We start from the raw sequence: 23,436 nt of genomic DNA on the forward strand, positions 1-23,436 counted from the left end.
ATCATGGAGACAAAACCCGTCCTCTCTGTCCGTAACCTGACCACCTCCTTTCTCGTCGATGACGAATGGAAAAGCGTCGTGCGCAATGTCTCCTTCGATGTCTCGCCCGGTGAAACCGTGGCGATTGTCGGAGAATCCGGGTCCGGCAAGTCCGTCACCTCGCTGTCGCTCATGCGGCTGCTAGCACCGGCCTCCAGCCGGATCGAAGGCGAAGTGCTGCTCAACGGGCGCAATCTGCTGGCGCTTTCCGAAAAGGAAATGCGGGGCGTGCGTGGCAACGATATCTCGATGATCTTTCAGGAGCCGATGACCTCGCTCAACCCGATCTTCACCATCGGCCGTCAGATTTCCGAAGTCCTCATCCGCCACAAGGGGCTTTCCAAGCAGCAGGCAAGGGCGGAGACGGTGCGTCTTCTGGAAAAGGTTCGCATTCCCAACGCATCCAGCCGCTTCGACGAATATCCGCATCAGTTTTCCGGCGGCATGCGCCAGCGCGTGATGATCGCCATGGCGCTCGCCTCGCGCCCGAAACTGCTGATTGCCGACGAGCCGACGACGGCGCTCGACGTCACCATTCAGGGTCAGATCCTCGACCTCATCAAGCTGCTGCAGGAAGAGGAGGGCATGTCGGTGCTCTTCATCACCCATGACATGGGCGTGGTAGCCGAGATTGCCGACCGCACCATCGTCATGTTTCGCGGCGATGAGGTCGAGACCGGGCCGACCGAGGACATATTCCAGCGCGGCAAGCATCCCTATACGCGGGCGCTGCTTTCGGCGGTGCCGAGGCTGGGTTCGATGCATGACCGTGCGTGGCCGACGCGGTTTCCGGTGCTCGACATGAAAACCGGTCTCTCGACGGAAGCTGAAGAGGTAGCCGAGACGGTTGCGAACGGACAGACGCCGGTTCTGTCGGTCAAGAACCTCGTGACGCGTTTCCCTATCCGTTCCGGCCTGCTGGCGCGTCAGACGGGTGCGGTTCATGCCGTCGAAAACGTCTCCTTCGATCTGTTTCAGGGGGAGACGCTTGCGCTGGTCGGTGAGTCCGGCTGCGGAAAATCCACCACTGGCCGCTCTATCATGCGTCTCGTCGAGCCGTCGTCCGGCGACGTGTCGCTCGATGGATACGATGTGATGCGGCTCGATACCACCGGCCTGCGCAATATGCGCAAATCCGTGCAGATGATCTTTCAGGACCCGTTCTCGTCGCTCAATCCGCGCATGACGGTGGGGACGGCGATTTCCGAACCCTTCATCAAGCACAGGCTGGGCACCTCGAAACAGGCAAGGGAAAAGACCGCCGATCTTCTCGAAAAGGTTGGTCTGGCCGCCGATATGGCCAGTCGCTATCCGCATGAATTCTCCGGCGGCCAGCGCCAGCGCATCGCCATTGCCCGCGCGCTTGCATTGGATCCAAAGGTTATCGTTGCCGATGAAAGCGTCTCGGCGCTGGATGTCTCGATCAAGGCGCAGGTCTGCAATCTGCTGCTCGACCTGCAACAGAGCCTCAACCTCGCCTTCCTGTTCATTTCGCATGATATGGCGGTGGTCGAGCGCGTCAGCCATCGCGTCGCGGTGATGTATCTCGGTGAAATCGTCGAAATCGGCCCGCGCGCTGCCGTCTTCGACAATCCGCAGCACGCCTATACGAAAAAGCTGATGGCGGCGGTGCCGGTGCCCGATCCGGCACGGCGCGGAATAAGACGCGGCATCTCCAATGACGAGTTGAAAAGCCCGATACGGGCGATGGGTTATGAAACACCTGAACGGACCTACAGAACCGTTTCACCCGGCCATTTCGTGCAGGTGGCCTGATGCGGCAAAGACAGGCCCTTGAAGTGAATGCCGGTCGTCTGGAATAATGGCGCGGCTTGCACCACCGGTGCCGGCATTCTTTCGAGGTGATGATGCGACGTCTGGTTTTATGGGGAGTGCTGATGATGAGCCTTGGCGCAAATGCGCAGGCTGCCGTTCTGGAAGCGGTCGTGGCGAAGGATCACGTGCAGCTCGAACAGCTGCTGAAAAACAGTGGCCCGACCGAAGAGCGCAACGCGCAGGGCCAGACGCCGCTGCTGGTGGCGGTTTGGCAGAACGACGTGGAAGCGGCGCGTTTGCTTCTCGATGCCGGTGCCGATGTCAACGCTCGCGACAGTATCGAGGACAGCCCCTTTCTGGTGGCCGGGGCGCAGGGCAGGACCGAAATCCTGCGGATGATCCTCAAAAACGGTGCTGATCTTAAAAGCACCAACCGCTTTGGCGGCACGGCGCTCATCCCCGCTGCCGAAAAGGGACATCCGGACGCCGTTGATATTCTGCTTGCAGCGGGTGTGGATGTCGATCACGTCAACCGGCTCGGATGGACGGCCCTGCTTGAAGTGGCGATCCTGAGAGACGGCGGCGCGATATCGCAGCGGATCGTCCGGTCGCTTCTTGCGGGCGGTGCCAATGTCGCGTTGAAGGATTTCGACGGGAGGAGCGCGCTTGCCCATGCCCGTGAAAGAGGACTTAAGGAGATTGTTGCACTGCTGGAGGCCGCCGGCGCGAAGGACTGACCGGCCAGGTTTGTAACGCCGGTATTATGCCGACCTGCTCGCCAGCCCGGCGCCGGCCGGAAATGTCAGCTGCACCTTCGCCCCTTCACCGGGTTTCGAACTGATATGCGCCTCGCCGCCGCTCTGGCGCACGAAGCCATAGACCATGGCAAGGCCAAGGCCCGCGCCGCCATGGTCGCCACGGGTGGTGAAATAGGGCTCGAAGGCCTTGTCCACCGCCTCCGGCGTCATGCCGATGCCCTCATCGGTGACTGATATCACCAGCGCCTCCTTTTCGAATGTGGCCTCAATCGAGATCAGGCCGCCATCGGGCATGGCGGCTGCGGCATTCAGGCAAAGATTGAGGATGGATTGCTCGAAAAGAGCCGGGTCGAGCGGTATGGCGGGAAGATTGTCGTCGAGATCGAGTTCGATCCGGCATTTCGGGCCGACCGCGATCTCCAGAATATCGGCCATGCCGCGCAGCAGATTGGCGACATTGATGCAGCTTGGATGGATCGGCTGCTGGCTGCCGATGGTCAACATGCTGCTGGCCAGAGACCGGCCACGATCCGCCGCCTTGCGGATGCGGGCGATGTGGCGGTTCTGCCGGTCGTTGAAACCGGCCTCGCGTTCAAGAAGACCGAGACTGCCGGTGATGATGCCGATCATGTTGCCCACCTCGTGGCTGACCTGGTGGGTCATGCGCATGATGCCGTCCAGCCGCTGGGCCTTTACGGCTTCCGCTTCCTGCCGGTCGAGCGCGGTGACATCGCGGGCAAGCAGCACGGTGCCGCCATCCGGCTGGCGCGACATCGAGACTTCGATCACCCGCTCGTCTGCGGTGCGGTGGCGCACCACGGCGCGCTCCATCAACTCGCCCTTTTCGCTCTCGAAGGGCAGCAGCAACGGATCGATTTCCGGGACCGGCTCGACAAACCGGCGGATCGGCAGTTTTCGCGACGAGCCGGAGCGTCCGACCAGTTCGATGATGCGGCGGTTCATGGTGATCGGCCGGCCGGTCGGATCAAACAGCGCTATGCCCTCATTCATGGTGCGGAAGGTCGAGCGGATGGTGCGGGCCGCCGCTTCCGCCGTGCGCCTGAGGCGGGAGACACGGTCGACGCTGTCATGAAAGGCGCGGAATGCGTCGAGAAGGCGGATCAGCTCCGTCTCCGGCCCGGTATAGGATGGCGGGCCGACATCTTTCTCGCCTTTGGCGAGCGCATTCATGCCATTCGAAAGCGTCGCGATCCCGCGCGATACCCGCATCACCGAGCGGATGGAGAAGATCGCCACTACCAGCACCAGAAGCGAGGCCACGGCAACGATAACCAGCAGCCGGCTGAGCGCATCGGAGGTCGATATCAGGTCCTCATTCAGGCTGCGGGCAACCGCATCGCCCTGCGTTTCCGTGACATGCGACAGATCGCGCGACACGGTGTGAAGCCGCGACACCGAAGCGCGGATGGCGAACATCTCCAGAAGGTAGCGGCTCTGCGCCGCGAAGACCCGCTCATAAGGTTGCATCTCGGCCACGGGGAGCCGCTCGCCGGGATAACCTTCCTGTCGCGCCGTGGTTTCGGCGATGTAACGGCGGCGCAGTTCGCCGAGCTGGAAGAGGCTGTCGGAAGCGGAGGCGGCCTGCACGATGCCGTTCATGCGGCGGCGCAGTTCTGGATCGGCGATGCCGCGGCCGGTGGCGATTTCACCAAGCGCTGCTGCCGCTTCCGCCTTGTGGCCCTGCGCCGCATCTGCATCCTTTGCCAGATCCAGCGTCTGCGCCCTGATAAGCTGGAGGAGTTCGACGATGCGCTCACTTGCAAATCCGCGTGCGGCCCGTTCGCCGTTTTCTGGCCCCGTCATCTGCAACAGCAGATCGACCTGCTGAACCACGGAGCGGCTTTCGCTGGAAACACGGTAGGGCGAGGCGGCGTTCATCAGGAAAGGCGCGCTCGAAACGAGGTCGGAAACCTGTCGCGAAATCAGCGATGCCTTGGCAAGGCTGGAAAAGGCCTGCAAGCCATAGGCCGCCATTTCATCGCGGGCGCGCTGCAGGCCATAAATGGCGATGGCGGAGAGGCTGAAGACGAGCACGCAGATGAAGACGATCGCAAAGGGCAGGCGAAAGGCAATCGAGGAAAGAAAGGAGCGGCTGATCACGGGGAAAGCTCGCCCTCATCGGTATGCAGCACATAACCCTTGCCGCGCCGCGTCTTGATATGGCGCGGCAGATCGGGATTGATCTCGATCTTGCGCCTGAGCCGCAGCACCAGCACATCGACGTTGCGATCGATATAGCGGTCGCTTTCTGAGCCCAGCCTGTCGAGGATCTGCGAGCGGCTGACGGGCTGGTTGGGCGTTTCGGCGAGAATTTCCAGCAGCGCGAATTCGGCGCTGGTGAGTGTGCGGCTGCGGTCGGCAAGGCAGACGGCCCGGCGCGCATCGAGATCGATTGCCCAGTCGCCGAGACGAAGGGCAGCGCGGCCGTGGTCACGCTCGCTGTCCTTTTCCTGTTTCAGCGAAGGGATCGTCCGGCGCAAAACGGCCTTGATCCGCGCTGTGAGTTCGATGGGTTCGAAGGGTTTCACCACATAATCGTCGGCGGCGGTTTCAAGGCCAAGAACCCGGTCGGCGGCGCTGCCGGCGGCGGTGACCATGACGATACCGATATCGCTATCGACCCTGCTGCGCAGCCGCTGGGCAAAGGTGCGGCCAGACGCGCCGGGCAGGTTGTGATCGACCAGCACAAGCTGCATCCTGTCCCGCGCCAATATCTCGTCGGCCTCCTCGGCGGAGCGGGCGCAGGTGGGCAGCCAGCCTTCGGCCTCGATGAGGTCCGAGATAAGCTCTGCCATATCCGGATCGTCCTCGACGATCAGAATGCGAACCTTCTGATTAAGCACTGTGTATTCCTCCCGCCATCATCATAGGCATGGCGGCGGCGATGTTCAAAGGCTCGCTGGTTATCTCTCCTGTGATATTTGTAATATCTGTAATCTTGTTCGGCGGTGCGGTGAAAGATTGGTAACCATTCTTCGATTGCGGTGCAGACAGGATGTGACATGTTGTTGGTGGAGACTGGAACGGGGAGGTTCCAGACAGGGAGGATTTAAGTGAAAGCATTGACCGCACTTGCGGCGAGCGTGGCCGTTTGGCTGTGCGGCGCAGGGCATGGCATGGCCGCGCCGAAGTTGAACGTCCTGTGCGGCGTCGACGAGGCGTGGTGTGTGACCATGCAGCGGGCTTTCGAGGCGAAGGCGGGCCTTGAGATTTCGATGGTGCGCAAAAGCACCGGCGAAATTCTCGATCAGATCCGCGCCGAACGCTCCCATCCGACCGTCGACGTCTGGTGGGGCGGCACGGGTGACACGCATTTGCAGGCAGGTTCGGAAGGTCTGCTGGACGAATACCAGCCCCGCGACCAGCAGGATCTGTTGCCATGGGCGCAGAACTTCAATGCCATGTCTGGCTCGAAATCGGCTGGAATCTATGCCGGCGCGCTGGGTTTTGCCTATAATTCGGAACTGCTTGCCAAAAACAACCTGCCGGCTCCCACTTGCTGGAAGGATCTGGCCAAGGACATCTATCGCGGCCACATCCTGACCGGCAATCCCAACTATTCCGGCACGGCCTTCACCATGCTCGCCACCCTCGTCCAGCTGTTTGGTGAGGAGGAGGCATTCGGTTTCATGACCAAGCTGAACCTCAATGTCGTGGGTTACACCAAGGTCGGTTCAGCGCCCGTCAAGGCGGCGGCGCGGGGCGAGGTGCTGATCGGGATTTCCTTCATGCATGATGCCGTGACCCAGAAGATCGAGGGTTTCCCGCTTGTCATCGTCGCGCCCTGCGAGGGAACCGGTTACGAGATCGGGGCGGTCAGCATCGTCAAGGGCAACCGCAACACGGCGCTTGCGCAAAGTTTCGTGGAGTTTGCGCTCAGCCCGGAAGGACAGGAAACCGGAGCCATAGCCGGCCAGAACCAGGTGCCGTCCAATGCAAGGGCGACATTGCCGCTGACCGCGCCTGACATATCGATGATCAAGATGGTGGACTACGACTTCGCCACCTTCGGCCAGCCGGAAGAGCGAAGTCGATTATTGAGCCGCTTCGACAGCGAAATCCACCCGACCCAGTAAGGCCAGCAAACCGACATCCCAAAAGACAACGTGCGCGCCACAGGGTGCCGCGACCGGCAGCGCCATGTCTGCGCGCGGCCCGACAATTCAGACGCAAGCTACAGGAGGATAACCATGCGACTGACGATACTTTCCACACTGCTTTTTGCCGGCACGGCGCTCAGCACCACATCGGTGCAGGCGGCAGGCGAACTGAACCTGATCTGCTCGGCCGATGTCGTCATCTGCGAGCAGATGAAGGGCGATTTTGAAAAATCGCACGACATCAAGGTCAATATGGTTCGCCTGTCTTCGGGCGAGACCTATGCCAAGGTGCGCGCGGAAGCCCGCAACCCGAAGACCGATATCTGGTGGGCTGGCACCGGCGATCCGCACATGCAGGCGGCTTCGGAGAACCTGACGCTGGAATATAAGTCGCCGATGCTGGATCAGTTGCAGGACTGGGCCGTCAAACAGGCGGAAAGTACGGGTTACCGGACCGTCGGCGTTTATGCCGGTGCGCTGGGCTGGGGCTACAACACGGAAATCTTCAAGTCCAAGGGTTACAAGGAGCCAAAGTGCTGGGCCGATCTGCTGGCACCGGAACTAAAGGGTGAAATCCAGATCGCCAATCCGAACTCGTCGGGCACCGCCTATACCGCGCTTGCCTCGCTGGTTCAGATCATGGGCGAAGATCAGGCGATCGACTACCTGAAGAAGCTCAACGCCAATATTTCGCAATATACCAAGTCTGGCTCGGCCCCGGTCAAGGCGGCGGCGCGCGGTGAAACGGCGCTCGGCATCGTCTTCATGCATGATGCGGTGGCGCAGACGGCGGAAGGTTTCCCGGTCAAGTCCATCGCGCCTTGCGAAGGCACCGGCTACGAGATCGGCTCCATGTCGATCATCAAGGGCGCCCGCAACCTCGACAATGCCAAGACCTGGTACGACTGGGCGCTGAAGCCTGACGTCCAGTCGCGCATGAAGGACGCCAAGTCCTTCCAGCTTCCCTCCAACAAAACGGCGGAAGTGCCGAAGGAAGCACCGAAGTTCGAGGACATCAAGCTCATCGACTACGACTTCAAGACCTATGGCGATCCGGCCAAGCGCAAGGCGCTGCTGGAACGCTGGGACCGCGAGGTCGGTGCGGTCGCCAACTGATCTTAACTCCGGCGACAGGCATCCCGGCTTTCAAAGCCGGGGTGTCCGCCACTCTTTCATCGGCATGAAATAAGCGAGGTCGGCCATGACACGTGGCAATCGCAGGCTGGACATCGTCCTGGCGCTCGGGGCGTTCGCCCTCATTCTTCTTCCCTGGTATCGCATCGAAGGCGGCTTTTTCAGCTTCCGCTGGCTGTCCGGGTTTTTCTCCTCCGCCAGCAATGCGCCGGGTGTGTTGCAGATACTGACCTATGGAAAACCATGGCTGGCCGGCATCGTTCTCTTTTTCCTCGCTGCCTGCCTTGTCCGGCCGATCCGTGATCCGATGCGGCGTGGCGGGTTACTTGCCGTTATCGGTGCTGCCGGTCTGGTTTTTCTGGCTTTGCAGGGGCTGGCGATCGGCTTTACCGGCTGGACCTGGGCAATCAGCGAAAACCTCTTCGGCATGCTCGCTGATGGTCAGGCATCTATGGGTGCCGGGGCCGTCGTCATGTCGTTCATCTTCGTGCTTCTCTTTGCCTTTGGCCTTGCGGAACGCGGCGTCATGAAGGGCGACGCCTTCGTGGTCGGCGCGATTTCCGTTCTGGTTTTTCTCGTCACCGTTTTTGTCTTTTATCCAATCGGCAGCATGCTGATCGCATCCGTTCAGGATTTCGATGGCTCCTTCAACGCCGACGGTTTTATCCGCAATATTCAGGATCCCGGCATCTGGAGCCTTGGCTGCGTGATGGGTGAGGAGCGCTGCGGCGTCGCCTGGCGCACGCTGTTCCTCGCGCTGATGACGGCGTTTGGCTCCACCGTGCTGGGCCTCGGCTTCGCATTGATCGCCACCCGCACCCGTTTTCCGTTCAAGAAAGGCCTGCGCCTTCTCACCGTTCTGCCGATCATCACGCCGCCTTTCGTCATCGGCCTTGCGTTGACGCTGCTTTTCGGCCGCGCCGGTGTCGTCACGGAATGGCTTTCCTATCTCTTCGGCATCGAACCCGGCCGCTGGCTTTATGGTCTTACCGGCATCTGGATCGCGCAGGTTCTTTCCTTTACGCCCATTTCGTTTCTGGTGCTGATCGGCGTTGTCGAAGGCGTCAGCCCGTCGATGGAGGAGGCGTCGCAGACGCTGCGCGCCGACCGCTGGCGCACTTTCTGGCGGGTTTCCCTGCCGCTGATGAAGCCCGGTCTTGCCAATGCCTTCCTCATCGGCTTCATCGAAAGCATGGCGGATTTCGGCAATCCGCTGGTGCTTGGCGGCACCCATGGGGTGCTATCGACGGAAATCTTCTTTGCCGTCGTCGGCTCGCAGAACGATCCGTCGCGCGCCGCGGTTCTCGCCATCATTCTCCTGTGCTTCACGCTTTCGGCTTTCCTTGCACAGCGCTTCTGGCTATCCGGCAAGAATTTCGCGACGGTCACCGGCAAGGGCGACAGCGGTGCGCACATTGCCCTGCCGCGCGGCATCTCAATCGGCGTGCACGCCATCGTCGTGCCGTGGATGCTTTTCACCATCGTCGTTTATGGCATGATCCTCGTCGGCGGTTTCGTGAAGACCTGGGGTCTCGACAATTCGCTGACGCTTGACCACTACATCCGCGCCTTTTCCGTCAGCTTCTCCAATGGCTCGATTGCCTGGACCGGCGTTGCCTGGAACTCGTTCTGGACGACCATGGAGATTGCGCTGGTTTCGGCACCGCTCACCGCTGCCGTCGGCCTGCTGACCGCCTATATCATCGTGCGGCAGAAATTCGCCGGGCGGAACCTCTTCGAATTCGCGCTGATGATGAGCTTTGCCATTCCCGGCACGGTCATCGGCGTCAGCTACATCATGGCCTTCAACCTGCCGCCGGTGGAAATGACGGGATCGGCGCTGATCCTGATCGCCTGCTTCGTGTTCCGCAACATGCCGGTCGGCGTGCGCGGCGGCATCGCGGCGATGAGCCAGCTCGACAAGAGCCTCGACGAAGCCTCGCTGACGCTGCGGGCCAATAGTTTCCGTACCATCCGCAAGGTCATCCTGCCGCTCTTGAGGCCCGCGATTACGGCCGCACTGGTCTATTCCTTCGTGCGCGCCATCACCTCCATCAGCGCCGTCATCTTCCTCGTCAGCGCGCAGTACAACATGGCGACGTCCTACATCGTCGGCCTCGTCGAAAACGGCGAATATGGTGTGGCGATCGCCTATTCCTCCATGCTGATCGTGGTGATGATCACCGTCATCACCGGCTTCCAGCTCATTGTGGGCGAACGCCGCCTGCGGCGCGAAAACCGCGTCGCCGGGCTGCCCTCCGCTTCCTCCGTTCCTCTCGCTCAGGAGAAAATCGCATGATTTCCGTAAAACCCGGCTCCGTTACCTTTCAGAATGTCCGCAAGACCTTCGGCGCCTTCACCGCCATTCCCGACCTGTCGCTCACCATCGAGCCCGGCACGCTGGTGACCCTGCTCGGCCCCTCCGGCTGCGGCAAGACGACGACGCTGCGCATGCTGGCCGGTCTCGAACACCCGACCAGCGGGCGCATCCTCATCGGCGACAAGGACGTGACCATGCTGCCGGCCAATGAGCGCGATGTCTCGATGGTGTTCCAGTCCTATGCACTGTTCCCGCATATGACGGCGCTCGACAATGTCGCCTATGGCCTGCAATCGTCGGGATTGCGCAAGGCGGAAGCGCGGGAAAAGGCGGAAGAGGGGTTGAAGCTCGTCGGCCTCGCCGGCATGGGCCACCGTCTGCCCGCCGAACTCTCCGGCGGCCAGCAGCAGCGCGTGGCGGTTGCCCGCGCTTTGGTGCTCGAACCGCAGGTGCTGCTGCTCGATGAGCCGCTCTCCAATCTCGACGCCCGCCTTCGCCGCCGGGTGCGCACCGAAATCCGTGAGTTGCAACAGCGGCTCGGTTTTACCGCCGTTTATGTGACGCATGATCAGGATGAGGCGCTGGCCGTTTCCGACCGGATCATCGTAATGAAGGATGGCGAGATCGCTCAGTCGGGTGCGCCCCGCGACCTCTACGAAGCCCCGGCCTCCGCCTTCATCGCCGATTTCATGGGTGAGGCGAATGTCGTCGGCTGCGAGGTCATCAGCATTGAGGGGCCGGAGGCGCTGATCCGCGTCGGCGGCATCGATCATCGTGTATCGGCGCGCAACGCCAAACCCGGCCCGGCCAAACTTGCGGTGCGTCCCGGCTCGATTGCCATCGGCCAGGCAGGCGGGCAAGGGGTTGCCGGCCGGGTGCTACACAGCGCCTATCTCGGCGGCCATGTCGAATATGAAGTCGAGACCGATATCGGCACGCTCTTCATCGTTGACCATGCGGTCGAGACCAGCCTGCCGCCGCAAAGCGATGTCACGCTCGGCTTCAGGAACCGCGGCATCGCGCTGATCCAGTCCTGACGGGCGTCAGTTCTGCGGATCGGGCATGATCCACCAGAACAGCTGCACAAGGTCGCTCCAGGTGCGGGCGAGATCATCCATCATGGCGTTCACCTCCATATAGAGGTGAATGGCCAGAAGCGTGAAAAGCCCCAATAACAACCAAGGCCAGATCGGGCGTCTGCCCGCTGGTTTCGTTTCGTGCTTTTCGTCCTGATTGATGTCCAATAGCCATCTCCCCGTGACCTTGAGACCTACGACCAAAACCTCACGGCCGCAACCAGTTGTCTAGAAGAGCGCGGCCTCATCCTCGCCATGAAGTGCGGCACCCTGCCACAAAAACACCCAGATTCATTCAGCCGCAGTTCACCCGCCGGGGCGCTAAATCCCCCCATCCCATAAGGAGGGAGATGACATGCGTAAGATGATTTTTGGCGCGGGAATGCTTCTCAGCGCCCTGTTCGGCACCGGCGCGAACGCCATGCCCGTGGGTCAGCCGTCTGCACCCGCGACATCCAATGTTCAGACCGTCGACTATGCCTGCGGACGCGGCTTTCATCTGTCGCCGCGCGGCAATTGCCGTCCGAACGGACCGCCGCGTTATGAGCGCGGCTGGGACAGGCGCGACCGCTGGGAAGGTCGCCGCGAATGGCGCGAACGTCAGGCCCGCAGAGAATGGCGGGAGCGGCGAGACCGCCGCGATTGGCGAGAGCACCGTGAATGGCGTGACCGTCGCGATTATTATCGCTGGTAACAAGATAAGGCCCTTCCTTAACCGGGGGGCCTTTTTAGTTGTGGCACGCCCCGGGAAACGGTGCCCGGCGATCCCCCGGACCGCTTTTGCGGCAGCGGCGGCCATGGGTTGCTCTCGAGGGCTTTTGAGCTACTATGCCGGCATGGCGGGGAGGCCATGTTAAAGGAGGGTTCATGAATTACCGGTTTTCGAAACGGCGTATGGTGTTGAAGCTTGCCGCCACGGCAGCTTCTTTTTGCATGCTGGGAATGACGGCGAGCGCTGAGGGTTTTCCTGATCGAACCATGACGCTGGTCGTGCCTTTCGCGGCGGGCGGCTCCACCGATGTGGTGGCGCGCGTCATCGCGCAGAAGATGGGCGATGAGCTTGGCCATCAGATCGTCGTTGAAAATGTCGCCGGCGCCGGTGGCAATCTCGGTGCCGACCGTGTCGCCCGGGCCGAGCCAGATGGCTATACGATCCTGATGGGTACGGTCGCGACCCATGCGCTCAACCCGCTTATCCTTAAAACAAAGCCTTACGATCCGGAAAAGGATTTCGCCCCGGTCTCGCTGCTGGTGGTGGTGCCGAATGTGCTGGTCGTCAATCCGAAGCTCAACGTCAACAGCGTTGCGGAACTGATTGCGCTTCTCAAAGCCGAGCCGGACAAATATGCCTATGCCTCTTCCGGCAATGGCACGCCGCTGCATCTTTCAGGCGAACTGTTCAAGAGCATGGCCGGCGTCAGCATGCAGCATGTTCCCTATAAGGGAGCAGGCCCCGCGCTCAACGATCTGCTCGGCAACCAGATTTCGATCATGTTCGACAATCTGCCGTCGTCATCAGGCCACATAAAGTCCGGCACATTGCGGGCGCTTGGCGTGACGACCACTGACCGCGCCTCATCCTTCCCGGATCTGCCGACCATTGCCGAGACCGTCCCGGGTTATGAAACCTACACCTGGAACGCGCTCTTTGCGCCCGCCGGCACGCCGGCCGAAGCGATCGACAAGCTGAATGCCGCCGCCAAGAAAGCGCTTGCCGATCCGGCCGTCGCCGCACGCATGGCGGAGTTCAGCGCCAAGATCGTCGCGTCGTCACCCGATGAGCTGAAAGCCCACGTCGCGGCCGAAATCGCCAAGTGGGAACCCGTCGTGAAGAATGCAAATGTGCAGATGGACTGATCGGGAACGGTAACCTGGTTCTTCGATACCTCGCTGCGCACCTCTGCCCTGAGGTGCGCAGTACCACCTGCTGCTGAAGACCCGTAGCCGAAGCTGTCATCATGGCCCGGCCAAAAAACGGGCCTGTCGCATCGACCAATGTGTCGTTTCAGCATCACTTGCCATAAGGTTGCAAAAATCGGCTTGGCAAGCTCAAATCACTCAGCTACAAAACCTATCACCGCGTCAGATCAAACAAAGGGAGGCGTTGCATGACACCAACATTCACCGAAATCCTCCCGCAGGGAATGACCCGACACTAGGTCATATCCATTCGTGGCCCGCCCTGCGCGCGCCCGACATGCGGTTTTATTTTCCTTCATGGCCCGATTGATCTGACGGGATCATTTCGTCTCCCGTCCGGGCTGTGCCATCCAACTTCCGTTTTGAGGACCGGTTGCCGATTTTCTGGCGCCGTGCTGGTTAAAATGTCTCGCAAGAAGCTCGATTTCCGCGCCGATGCCTATCGTCATGTGCTCGGCTTTGTTTTTCACCACTGGAGCCACAGGCCGGCACTGGTGGGTTTCATCATCGTGCTGGTCGTCGCCAGCACGCTGGCCGAAGTCATGGTGCCGGTTTTTTCCGGCCAGATCGTTGATGCCATTGCCGGCGGCAACGGGGCGGACAAGGCGCTGCACGCCTTCGTCGTCGTGGTGTCGCTTGGTCTCACCAGCGTGGTGCTGCGCTGGTTCATCTTTAACGGCATCATCAGGCTCACGCTGAAAACCATGGCGGATGTCACCAATAACGGCTTCCACAAGGTGCAGCGTTTCTCCACGGACTGGCATGCCAACAGCTTCGCCGGCTCTACGGTGCGAAAGATCACGCGCGGCATGTGGGCGCTGGATTCGCTGAACGACCTGCTGCTCATCGCCCTTCTGCCGTCCCTCGTGATGCTGGTCGGCGCCACCATCGTGCTCGGCAGCTACTGGCCGGTCATGGGCCTCATCGTCGGCCTGGGCTCGCTGATCTATGTCGGTGTCACCGTGGCTCTTTCCATGGGTTATGTGTCGCCTGCGGCACGGCTTGCCAATGCCTGGGATACAAGGCTTGGCGGGGCGCTGGCGGATGCCATCAGCTGCAACTCGGTCGTCAAGGCCTTTGGTGCCGAGACGCGTGAGGAAGCGCGGCTGGGCCATGTGCTGGTGAAATGGGATAACCGCACGCGCAGAACATGGCGGCGCGGCACGCTGAACGGCACCATTCAGAGCTTCATGATGGTGTCCATGCAGGCCGGCATTCTCGGCACCGGCCTCATCATGTGGCGACAGGGGCTGGCGACGCCGGGTGATATCACCTTCGTGCTTGCCATGTTCTTCGTGCTGCAGGGTTACCTGCGTGATGTGGGGCAGGATATCCGTAACCTGCAACGCGCCGTCAACGACATGGAAGAGCTGGTGCTGCTGGACAAGATGCAGCTTGGCGTCGAAGATAGGCCGGATGTGGCGCGGCTTGATATCGGCAGGGGCGAGATCGTCTTCGATCACGTCACGTTCCAATATGGCGCGCATCCCACCCCGCTTTATGATGACTTCTCGGTCACCATCAAGCCGGGCGAGCGTGTGGGGCTGGTCGGTCATTCCGGCTCGGGCAAGACAACTTTCGTCAAGCTCATCCAGCGCCTTTACGACATCAAGTCGGGCGCAATCCGCATCGACGGGCAGAATATCGCCGGTGTCACGCAATCGAGCCTGCGCGGCCAGATCGCCATCGTGCAGCAGGAACCCATCCTGTTCCACCGGACGCTGGCGGAAAACATCGCTTATGGCCGGCCGGGTGCCACGCGGCGTGACATCGAGCAGGCGGCAAAACAGGCCAGCGCCCATGATTTCATCATGTCCCTTCCAAAAGGATATGAGACCATGGTCGGCGAACGTGGTGTCAAGCTTTCGGGCGGGGAACGCCAGCGCGTCGCCATTGCCCGTGCCTTTCTCGCGGATGCGCCGGTGCTGATCCTTGACGAGGCCACCTCAAGCCTTGACAGCGAAAGCGAAGTGCAGATCCAGCAGGCAATGGAACGGCTGATGGATGGCCGCACGACGCTCGTCATCGCGCACCGGCTCTCCACGGTCAGGGCACTGGACCGGCTGCTGGTGTTCGACAAGGGCAAGATTGTCGAAGAAGGTGACCATCAGGCGCTTATCCGCCTCAATGACGGCATCTATCGCCGGCTGTTCGAACGGCAGGCGCTGGAACTGACCAAGGGCCTGGTGGCCTGAAACAACGAAACGTCGGAGTTCATCCTCCGGCGTTTCATCCGCAACTTCAAACCATTGCCACGAACGCGCCGCTTTTTTCGGTTAGTGGCGTTCTCTCCGCAATACCAACAGGATGGTGAACCATGGATTTCAACCCGATCACAAAGCCGCAACGCCTTGTCATCAGGGGAAACCATATCCATGCCTTGTTCCATCACCCTTTCAGACCTCTCATGGTCCACGCCTGACGGTCATCCGCTTTTTTCAAACATCAATCTTCGCTTCGGTCTCGAACGAGCCGGCCTTGTCGGGCGCAACGGCGTCGGCAAGACGACGCTTCTGAAGTTGATTGCCGGTGAATTGTCACCGTCCGCCGGCACGGTCTCCGTCTCCGGCAGGACCGGCGTTCTCAGGCAAATCGTGCAGGTCATGCCCGGGGAGACCGTCGCGGATCTCTTCAATGCGCGTGAGGCACTCAAGATACTTTCCCGCGCCCAGGCGGGGCAGGCCACACTCGAAGAGCTTGGTGATGTCGACTGGATGCTGGAGGAAAAAATTGCCGATGCGCTGGCTGAGGTCGGGTTGGACGCCTTACCGTCAACGCTGCTTTCGGCACTTTCCGGCGGGCAGCGCACACGGGCGGCACTTGCGGCCCAAATCCATGCCGCGCCCGACTTCTTGATCCTCGACGAGCCGACCAATAATCTCGACCGCGACGGTCGTCTGTTCGTTGCCGATTTTCTGGCGGGTTGGCGTGGCGGAGCGATTGTCGTCAGCCATGATCGGGAACTTCTCGATACATTTGATGCCATCGTCGAAATGACGACGCTGGGCGCAACGCGTTATGGCGGAAACTGGAGCCATTACCGCGCGCAAAAAGCACAGGAACTGGCCGCTGCCGAACAGGATCTCGCCAGCGCCGAAAAGCGCCTGTCGGAGGTCAAACGCCGGTCGCAGGAGGCACTGGAACGCAAGGCCCGGCGCGACGCAAAGGGCGCCGCCAAATCGGCAAAGGGGGATATGCCCCGCATTGCCGCCGGCGGCATGAAAAGGCGGGCCGAGAAGACCAGCGGCGACAATGCCAATCTCGCCAGTCGCCTGAAAGCCGAAGCGACCGGGGATTTGCAGACGGCACGTCAACGGATCGAAGTCCTTCAGGACGTTACTGTCATCTTGCCACCCAGCGGCTTGCACAAAACCAAGACCGTGCTGAGCCTGCAAAACCTGACCGCAGGATATTCGGGAAAACAGCCAGTATTCGCCGATCTGTCCTTCGAAATCACCGGCCCGCAACGTGTCGCCGTCACCGGCCCGAACGGATCGGGAAAAACGACGCTGCTTTCCGTGATCAGGATGGAATTGATGCCGTTGTCAGGGACGGTCCACCTCGGTGTGACGTCCGTCTTTCTGGACCAGCAGGTCAGCCTGCTGGATACGAAGCTTTCTATCCGCGACAATTTCCTTCAACTTAACCCGGAGGCCGGAGAGAACGCCTGCAGGGCAGCGCTTGCCCGCTTCATGTTTCGTGCCGATGCCGCCTTGCAGATCGTCGGAACGCTTTCGGGCGGACAGATGCTGCGCGCGGGTCTCGCCTGCGTTCTTTGTGGCCCGCAGCCGCCGCAATTGCTGATCCTCGATGAACCGACAAATCATCTGGATATCGATTCCATCGCGGCCGTGGAGGCCGGCCTGCGGGCTTATGACGGAGCGCTCCTGGTTGTCAGCCATGACGAAGCGTTTCTTGGCAAGATTGGCATCGATTGGCGGCTTACCCTTGGGCGACCGTGAGGCGTCGCGATTGCGCACGCCGAAGCCGGACATCCATCTGCCGTTTTGCCTGGATGTCACCCATTTTCGTGGCAACCGCGCTGCCCTCAACCCACGCGGCAATCGCACCGTCGTCGTCTGCGAGATGCATAAGGCATTCGCCAAGCGCCGCCCAGGCAGCCGAGTAATCGGGGTCCTGGTGAACCGCCTCGCGCAGATGCTGCGCCGCATCGTCGAATTGCCGCGCGGCCATCAGGGCCTTTGCGAGTGAAAAGCGCAGGAGGGGCGCATCTTTGCCGTCTTTCAGCATCTTCAGGAGCTTTTCAATCATCGTCATTCCATTGCAATGGTGGGCTTCATGCAAATCGGTACGACGTCAAGTGCGGTTGAGGTCAAGCGGAATTGGCGCTTCTCCGGAGGGCTCCTCCGCTGATGGAACGGAACGTTTCACCTTGATATGCGGCGTACCGCGACCGGATCCCAGATATCATCAAGCGGTCCTTCAAGGGCGGTGCGCGGGGGAATGAGCTGCGGTTCGATAATGGTGACTTCGGGCTCTGCCCGGTTCTCTTCCAGCAGTTCGAACCCTTTTTCGAGCATTTGCGCAATATCGGGTTTGATCATGTAAACGGGAAAGGGAAGAAATGACGCGAATGGGTCGTAGTCAAAACAGCCGACGACGATGTCGCCGAACGCTTCCCCGTCATGACGCCCCATGAAACGAAGCAACCCCTCGAAGTTGATCGATGAATTGACGAAGAAACAGCGGGGAAGGCGGCCCCTGCGCTCGAAGAAGCGTTCGAAGGCCAGTTCCGTCATGCGCGGCGAATAGCCGGTGATCTCGATATCGTCACCACTTTGCACGCCGAAATAATCGGCTTTCGCGGCATGGAACCCGTTAATACGCTCGCGGCTGGCGTGGTCGTCATGACCGCCGAACAGGACGACGTCGTCCGGACCGAGAGAGCCGCCTTTCGCTGCATGGGTAAGGATCGCCGATGTCAGGATTTCCGCGCCGTGCCTGTTATTGGAAATGACAGAAGATGCAAATTTGCCGGGCAGGTCGATATTGACATGCGGAAGGGCTGCGCGGGCGCAGACCTGGTGAACGCCATCCGGGTCGGTGACGCCGGCGATGAACAGGGCGTCAATCGAATAGGCGATCAGCGTCTCTACGGTCCGGCGTTCCTCCTCGGGGTCACGCCGCCCGGAAACAACCATCGGCGACAGGCCGCGTTTGCGTGCCTGTCCTTCGAATGTCTGTGCCATCGATGAAAAGAACCGGTTGTCATAAACCGGCACCAGAAGCCCGACGAGACCGGATTTTGAGCTCCTGAGGCCACGGGCCTGCAGGTTGGTGGTGTAGCGCTGTGCCTTGGCGAGCGAGAGTATCTTGTCTGCGGTTTCCTCCGAAATCCGCCGCTTGCGCCATGATCCATTCAACACCGCGCTCACTGTCGAGGCTGATGCTCCAGACAATAGCGACAAGTCATAAATGGTGGCTTTCTTGGAACTTATGCCTGTCACTTCGATCTCCCCAGCTGATTCCGATTATTAGAGCACGCATCCCCTTGACGGAAGGGAGCTTCATGATATGGTTATTGCACCATCGATTGTGCAGTTTGGCAATATCGATTGTGCAGGATGGTTGCTATGGGAGTGGCAAGGGAGAGTCTCGAATAAGCGAGATGAGAGATTTGAAGCGCGGCAGGGAAAAACTGGCTGCGGCGGATTTCGTTTGCCGATTTTTTGAGGAGGAACATCATGAGGAAAATTATTGCTGCGGCGCTCGGCCTGTCGCTTGCGCTGCTCTCATCCGCGGCCTTAGCCGAAGGACCAAAGGTTGGCGTCGTCGTCAAAATCGGCGGTATTCCGTGGTTCAACGCCATGGAAGCCGGCATCAAGGAACAGAGCAAAAAGCTCGGCGTCGACGGTTTCATGGTCGGCCCGACCAGCGCCGACCCGGCGCTGCAGGTTCGCGCCATCGAAGACCTGATCGCCCAGAAGGTCGATTTCATCGGGGTCGTGCCGAATGATGCCAAGGTGCTTGAGCCGGTGCTGAAGAAGGCCCAGGCCGCCGGCATCAAGGTCATCACCCATGAATCGCCCAAGCAGCTCGGCGCTGACTGGGATTTCGAACTGGCTTCCGCCAAGGGTTTTGGTGAAGCGCATGGCAAGCTGCTGGCGGAAAAGATGGGCGGCAAGGGTTCTTATGCCGTCTTCGTCGGTTCACTCACCGTTCCGCTTCACAATGCCTGGGCCGATGCCGCCATCGCCTATATCAAGGCCAATTATCCGGACATGAAGCTTGTCGGCGATCGCTACGGCGTCGCCGAAGATCTCGACAAGAGCCGGTCGACGGCGCTTGACCTGATGTCCGCCAATGCCGACCTGAGCGGTTTCCTTGCCTTCGGTTCGCAGGGACCGATCGGTGCCGGACGTGCCGTCGAAGAGCGGCGCAAGGATGGCAAGGTCTTCGTCATCGGCCCGTTTTCGCCGGGACAGGGCGCCAAGCTCATCAAATCGGGCGCGCTGACGGGCGGCTTCATGTGGAACCCGAAGCTGGCCGGTGAGGTCTTCATCACGCTCGCCGATCGTATCGCCAAGGGCGAGACACCCAAGGCCGGCGACAATATCGAAGGTCTCGGCACCATCAATCCCGAGGGTAACACCATTGTTGTCGATCAGCTCTTGAAGATCGACAAGGAAAGCATCGACAAGCTCGTTTCCATGGGCCTCTGATCCTCCCCAGAGCCGCAGGCGTCGCGCGGGAAAAATACTCGCGCGACGCCCATTCAGGAAAACATGCCGAGCGCCACGTCTGCGATGCTTTCGCGGCGAAAGGAGAGATACGCCATCATGAGCGCAGAACCGCTCCTGTCCCTCAAGAATGTCAAAGTCACTTTCGGCGGCGTGCGCGCCCTGAAGGGCGTTTCTTTCGAGGTCAATCCCGGTGAAGTGCATTGCCTTGCCGGCGAAAACGGCTGTGGCAAAAGCACACTGATCAAGGTCATCACAGGCGTTTATACGCCCGAAAACGATGCGGAACTGTATTTCGACGGCAAGCCGATAGCCGCGATGACCCCGACGCTGGCGCAAGCGCTTGGCATTCAGGTGATCTGGCAGGATCTGGCGCTGTTTGATGAAATGTCGGTGGCGGAAAATATCGGCTTTCAGTACGCGGTGAACGGCAGATACGGGCTGGTCGACAAAGGCGCGATCGCAAAAGCGGCCGAGAAGGCCTTGGCTCGGCTCGGCGTTGAGATCGACCTCCACCGGCCGCTGAAGGAACTGCCGATTGCCCAGCGTCAGATCGTGGCGATTGCCCGCGCACTGGTCGGGGAAGCGCGCCTCGTTTTCATGGACGAGCCGACCGCGTCGCTGACGCAATCGGAGACGGACTACCTGATCGACATCGTCCGCAATCTCTCCGCCTCCGGTGTCGCGGTTGTGTTCGTCTCCCACCGGCTGGCGGAAGTGCTTGAGATTTCAGACCGCATCACCGTGCTGCGCGACGGGTCGCTTGTCGGTGTCTTCCCGGTTGAAGGCATGACCCAGTCACGCGTGACCGAACTGATGACCGGCCGCAATTTCGACAGCGCCGTCATCGCTGCCGATCACGATGACAAGCCCGTTGTTCTCTCCGTGCGCGGGCTCACGCGTGCGGGTGAGTTTGAAGATGTTTCTTTCGATTTACGGCAGGGCGAAACGCTGGGGATCACCGGGCTGCTGGGAGCCGGACGCACGGAACTGGCCTTGACCCTTTTCGGCATGCATCGGCCGCAATCGGGTGAAATCCTGATCGACGGGAAGAAGGTGAATTTCCACTCCAACCGGGATGCGATCCGGGCCGGCGTCGCCTATCTTTCCGAAGACCGGCTTGCGCTTGGTCTCAATCAGCCCCAGTCGATTGCCGATAATCTCGTCATGGCCTCGCTCGACCGGCTGCTGACGGGTGGCCTTATCTCGTCATCGAAAAAAGCGGATGTGGTTTCCCGCTGGATTTCAGCGCTCGGCGTCAAGATCGGCCTGCCGGAAGACCCGATCCGCACGCTTTCGGGCGGAAACCAGCAGCGTGTCGCCATTGCCAAGTGGCTGGCGATCGGCCCGAAAATCCTCATTCTGGATGCGCCGACCGTGGGTGTCGATGTCGGTGCGCGCGCGGGCATCTTCGAAATCGTTCGCAAGCTGGCCGCCGAAGGCCTTTCGATCATCGTCATTTCCGATGAACCGCCGGAAGTCTATTTCAACACAGACAGGATCATCCACATGGTCGAAGGCCGGTTCCACGCCACCCATGATCCGCGACATGTGTCGCTTACCGAACTGGAGTCCGCCATCTATGCGTAGGCTCATCCTCGGACATACGACCGAATTCACGCTGCTTGTGGTCATGGTGCTGCTTTGCACGGGCCTGTCCTTTGGCACCGATCGTTTCCTGACCATCTCCAACGCCTTCGATGTGCTGAATGTCTCGGCGGTCAACATCATCTTTGCGGTCGGCCTGCTTGTCGTGCTGATCTCGGGTGGTATCGATATCTCTTTCGCCGTTGCCGCTTCCGTCGTGCAATATGTCACGGTGCTGGCGCTTAATGCGCTGGGTGGCGGCAACTGGGCCGAAGGTTTCATCATTGCCGGCGCCGTCGGCCTTGGTCTCGGCTTCGTCAACGCCTTTCTGGTCTGGCGGCTCAATATCATTTCCATTGTCGCGACCATTTCCACGTTCAATATCTTCTTCGGCCTGCTGATGTTCTTCACCAAGGGCGTGTCGATCTACGATCTGCCGGAATGGCTTTCGACGCGTGTGGTGTTTTACGAACGCGAGATGCCGGATGGCTCCTGGGTCGAGTTGACGCTGCCGGTCGTCGTCATGATCCTCTGCTGCCTTGCCACCTGGTTCATGATCTCGCGCACCACGGTCGGGCGCAAGCTCTATGCATTCGGTGACAATCCGGAAGGTGCAAGACGTTTCGGCATCAATATCGGCGCCATGCACTATATTTCCTTCGGCTGGCTCGGCCTGATGGCGGGCATTGCCGGGCTCATGCAGGCGCATTACGCGCAGGAGGTCGTGCCCAACGCGCTTTATGGCCGCGAGCTGGATGTTCTGGCTGCCACCGTGCTTGGCGGCGCGCGGCTTGGCGGCGGCAAGGGTTCGGTCATCGGCTGCGTGCTCGGGGTCTTGATGGTGTCCATCACCCAGAACGGTCTCAACCTGATGGGCGTGTCTCCCTTTGCATTCAAGATGATCGTCGGGGCGATCATTCTCGTCGCAATCACGCTGTCCTCCACCCGCTTCGACAAGCTGCTGCCGGCGGCCTTGCGAACCTCCGCAAGCAAGGGGAGTGCGCAGCGATGAGCAGCTTCGTTCGGAAATTCAATGCGATTTTCGGTGCCGACATGGCCGGGCCGGTGATTGCCTTTGTCGCGGTCATGCTCATCTTCGGAACGCTGGCGGATAATTTCCTGTCGCTCGCCACATTCGGTTCGGTCGCCTTCCAACTGCCGGAGCTCGGTCTGCTGACACTGGCGATGCTGCTGCCATTGCTGACCGGCGGGATCAATCTTTCCGTCACTTTCGCCGCCAATCTGTCGGGGCTGGCGGCAGCCTGGGTGCTGCAGGCCCATGGCGGCGTGGACGCACCGCCCAGCGCCTTTCTGCTCGCCTGCCTTGCCGCCCTTGCCACCGGCGGTGCTGCCGGTGCGATGACCGGCGCGGCGATTGCCTATACCCGCGCGCATCCGATCCTTGTCACGCTGTCGATGATGATTTTCCTGCGCGGGCTCGGGGAGTTTCTGACGCGTGGCGGCGATGTTTCCGGTTTCCCGGCCTATATGGCGCCGCTTGGCCACGGCACGCTTCTCGGGCTGCCTATCCCGCTTCTGATCTTCATTGCCTGTGTGGGGCTGTGGCATGTCCTTCTAACTCGCACCAAACTCGGCTTCGGTCTGCTGATGATCGGCTCCAATATCGAGGCGGCGCGTTATTCGGGTCTCAACACCCGCAAGATCCAGGTGCTCGTCTACACGCTCTCGGGTCTCATGTGTGCCGTTGCCGGCATCATCATGCTTGCCCGCTTCAACTCGGTGCGTGTGGGACACGGGGAATCCTACCTGCTGATCACGGTGCTGGCGGCGTTCCTCGGCGGCATCAATCCATTCGGTGGATTCGGCCGTGTGCTGCCCGTCTTTGTTGCGCTGATCGTTCTGCAGCTCCTGTCGTCCGGGCTCAACCTTCTCGGCGCAAACCAGCATCTGGCAACGGCGCTGTGGGGTGTGCTGATGATTGTCGTCATGGCGGCGCGTGGCCTGTTTTCAGGTTACTTCGCATCTCTCAGAAAGAAGGTATGA

At 60.6% G+C, this 23,436-nt stretch carries 19 protein-coding genes; 14 read left to right on the forward strand and 5 right to left on the reverse strand.

Translation table 11 applies throughout. The features are described 5' to 3' along the window. Window positions 1-3 precede the first annotated feature (3 nt). Window positions 4-1,815 carry an ABC transporter ATP-binding protein gene (locus tag DXT96_RS19860; protein ID WP_153516100.1) on the forward strand — a complete coding sequence of 604 codons (1,812 nt, stop codon included), beginning with the start codon at window positions 4-6 and terminating at the stop codon, window positions 1,813-1,815. 125 nt (window positions 1,816-1,940) lie between these two features. Next, window positions 1,941-2,552 carry an ankyrin repeat domain-containing protein gene (locus tag DXT96_RS19865; RefSeq protein WP_371418938.1) on the forward strand — a complete coding sequence of 204 codons (612 nt, stop codon included), beginning with the start codon at window positions 1,941-1,943 and terminating at the stop codon, window positions 2,550-2,552. 24 nt (window positions 2,553-2,576) lie between these two features. Here the strand turns inward: DXT96_RS19865 and DXT96_RS19870 are convergent, their stop codons facing one another. After that, a complete protein-coding gene (locus DXT96_RS19870) occupies window positions 2,577-4,694 on the reverse strand; it encodes a PAS domain-containing sensor histidine kinase (RefSeq protein ID WP_371418940.1) in 2,118 nt (705 codons plus the stop codon). Beyond that, entirely contained in the window at window positions 4,691-5,437 is a 747-nt protein-coding gene (locus tag DXT96_RS19875; protein ID WP_149901047.1) for a response regulator transcription factor, read from the reverse strand. The genes DXT96_RS19870 and DXT96_RS19875 overlap by 4 nt, the downstream gene beginning before the upstream one ends. A 273-nt stretch (window positions 5,438-5,710) precedes the next feature. Here DXT96_RS19875 and DXT96_RS19880 point away from each other — a divergent pair, with 273 nt between their 5' ends. The 4 genes from DXT96_RS19880 (at window position 5,711) to DXT96_RS19895 (ending at window position 11,185) form a co-directional block, all read left to right on the forward strand. Beyond that, window positions 5,711-6,670 carry an ABC transporter substrate-binding protein gene (locus DXT96_RS19880; protein ID WP_153516180.1) on the forward strand — a complete coding sequence of 320 codons (960 nt, stop codon included), beginning with the start codon at window positions 5,711-5,713 and terminating at the stop codon, window positions 6,668-6,670. 114 nt (window positions 6,671-6,784) lie between these two features. After that, entirely contained in the window at window positions 6,785-7,810 is a 1,026-nt protein-coding gene (locus DXT96_RS19885; RefSeq protein ID WP_149901048.1) for an ABC transporter substrate-binding protein, read from the forward strand. Window positions 7,811-7,895: 85 nt separating this feature from the next. Beyond that, a complete protein-coding gene (locus DXT96_RS19890) occupies window positions 7,896-10,127 on the forward strand; it encodes an iron ABC transporter permease (RefSeq protein WP_153516102.1) in 2,232 nt (743 codons plus the stop codon). Next, window positions 10,124-11,185, forward strand: coding sequence for an ABC transporter ATP-binding protein (locus DXT96_RS19895; protein ID WP_153516103.1), 1,062 nt, complete (start codon window positions 10,124-10,126; stop codon window positions 11,183-11,185). The genes DXT96_RS19890 and DXT96_RS19895 overlap by 4 nt, the downstream gene beginning before the upstream one ends. Window positions 11,186-11,191: 6 nt before the next feature. On the opposite strand, the gene DXT96_RS19900 is transcribed toward DXT96_RS19895, so the two are convergent. Further along, window positions 11,192-11,392, reverse strand: coding sequence for a hypothetical protein (locus DXT96_RS19900; RefSeq protein WP_149901051.1), 201 nt, complete (start codon window positions 11,390-11,392; stop codon window positions 11,192-11,194). 187 nt (window positions 11,393-11,579) lie between these two features. On the opposite strand from DXT96_RS19900, the gene DXT96_RS19905 reads away from it, so the two are divergent. The 4 genes from DXT96_RS19905 (at window position 11,580) to DXT96_RS19920 (ending at window position 17,106) form a co-directional block, all read left to right on the forward strand. Next, window positions 11,580-11,918, forward strand: coding sequence for a GCG_CRPN prefix-to-repeats domain-containing protein (locus DXT96_RS19905; RefSeq protein WP_149901052.1), 339 nt, complete (start codon window positions 11,580-11,582; stop codon window positions 11,916-11,918). Window positions 11,919-12,091: 173 nt separating this feature from the next. After that, window positions 12,092-13,081, forward strand: a complete 990-nt coding sequence (locus tag DXT96_RS19910) for a tripartite tricarboxylate transporter substrate binding protein (protein WP_153516104.1) — start codon at window positions 12,092-12,094, stop codon at window positions 13,079-13,081. A gap of 467 nt (window positions 13,082-13,548) precedes the next feature. Beyond that, window positions 13,549-15,339: an ABC transporter ATP-binding protein gene (locus tag DXT96_RS19915; protein ID WP_153516105.1), complete on the forward strand. Its 1,791-nt coding sequence runs from the start codon at window positions 13,549-13,551 to the stop codon at window positions 15,337-15,339. Between the two features lie 180 nt (window positions 15,340-15,519). Continuing rightward, the gene (locus DXT96_RS19920; protein WP_153516106.1) at window positions 15,520-17,106 is read left to right on the forward strand and encodes an ABC-F family ATP-binding cassette domain-containing protein; all 1,587 of its coding nucleotides are present in this window, start codon (window positions 15,520-15,522) and stop codon (window positions 17,104-17,106) included. On the opposite strand, the gene DXT96_RS19925 is transcribed toward DXT96_RS19920, so the two are convergent. Together DXT96_RS19925 and DXT96_RS19930 are read right to left on the reverse strand one after the other, a co-directional pair. After that, window positions 17,087-17,416, reverse strand: coding sequence for a tetratricopeptide repeat protein (locus DXT96_RS19925; protein WP_153516107.1), 330 nt, complete (start codon window positions 17,414-17,416; stop codon window positions 17,087-17,089). The genes DXT96_RS19920 and DXT96_RS19925 overlap by 20 nt on opposite strands. A gap of 116 nt (window positions 17,417-17,532) precedes the next feature. Next, complete coding sequence (locus DXT96_RS19930) at window positions 17,533-18,612, reverse strand: LacI family DNA-binding transcriptional regulator (RefSeq protein ID WP_371418941.1); 1,080 nt, start codon at window positions 18,610-18,612, stop codon at window positions 17,533-17,535. Between the two features lie 237 nt (window positions 18,613-18,849). Between DXT96_RS19930 and DXT96_RS19935 the strand changes: the two genes are divergently transcribed. From DXT96_RS19935 to DXT96_RS19950, 4 genes are all read left to right on the forward strand, one after another. Beyond that, complete coding sequence (locus DXT96_RS19935) at window positions 18,850-19,827, forward strand: substrate-binding domain-containing protein (RefSeq protein WP_153516108.1); 978 nt, start codon at window positions 18,850-18,852, stop codon at window positions 19,825-19,827. Between the two features lie 117 nt (window positions 19,828-19,944). Continuing rightward, window positions 19,945-21,435, forward strand: coding sequence for a sugar ABC transporter ATP-binding protein (locus DXT96_RS19940; protein ID WP_153516109.1), 1,491 nt, complete (start codon window positions 19,945-19,947; stop codon window positions 21,433-21,435). Continuing rightward, window positions 21,428-22,444 (forward strand): ABC transporter permease, encoded by a 1,017-nt coding sequence (locus DXT96_RS19945; RefSeq protein WP_153516110.1) that lies wholly within the window; start codon window positions 21,428-21,430, stop codon window positions 22,442-22,444. Before DXT96_RS19940 ends, DXT96_RS19945 begins: the two co-directional genes overlap by 8 nt. Further along, the gene (locus DXT96_RS19950; RefSeq protein ID WP_149901060.1) at window positions 22,441-23,436 is read left to right on the forward strand and encodes an ABC transporter permease; all 996 of its coding nucleotides are present in this window, start codon (window positions 22,441-22,443) and stop codon (window positions 23,434-23,436) included. Before DXT96_RS19945 ends, DXT96_RS19950 begins: the two co-directional genes overlap by 4 nt.

Source organism: Agrobacterium sp. ICMP 6402, assembly GCF_009498615.1.
Classification (GTDB): domain Bacteria; phylum Pseudomonadota; class Alphaproteobacteria; order Rhizobiales; family Rhizobiaceae; genus Agrobacterium; species Agrobacterium burrii.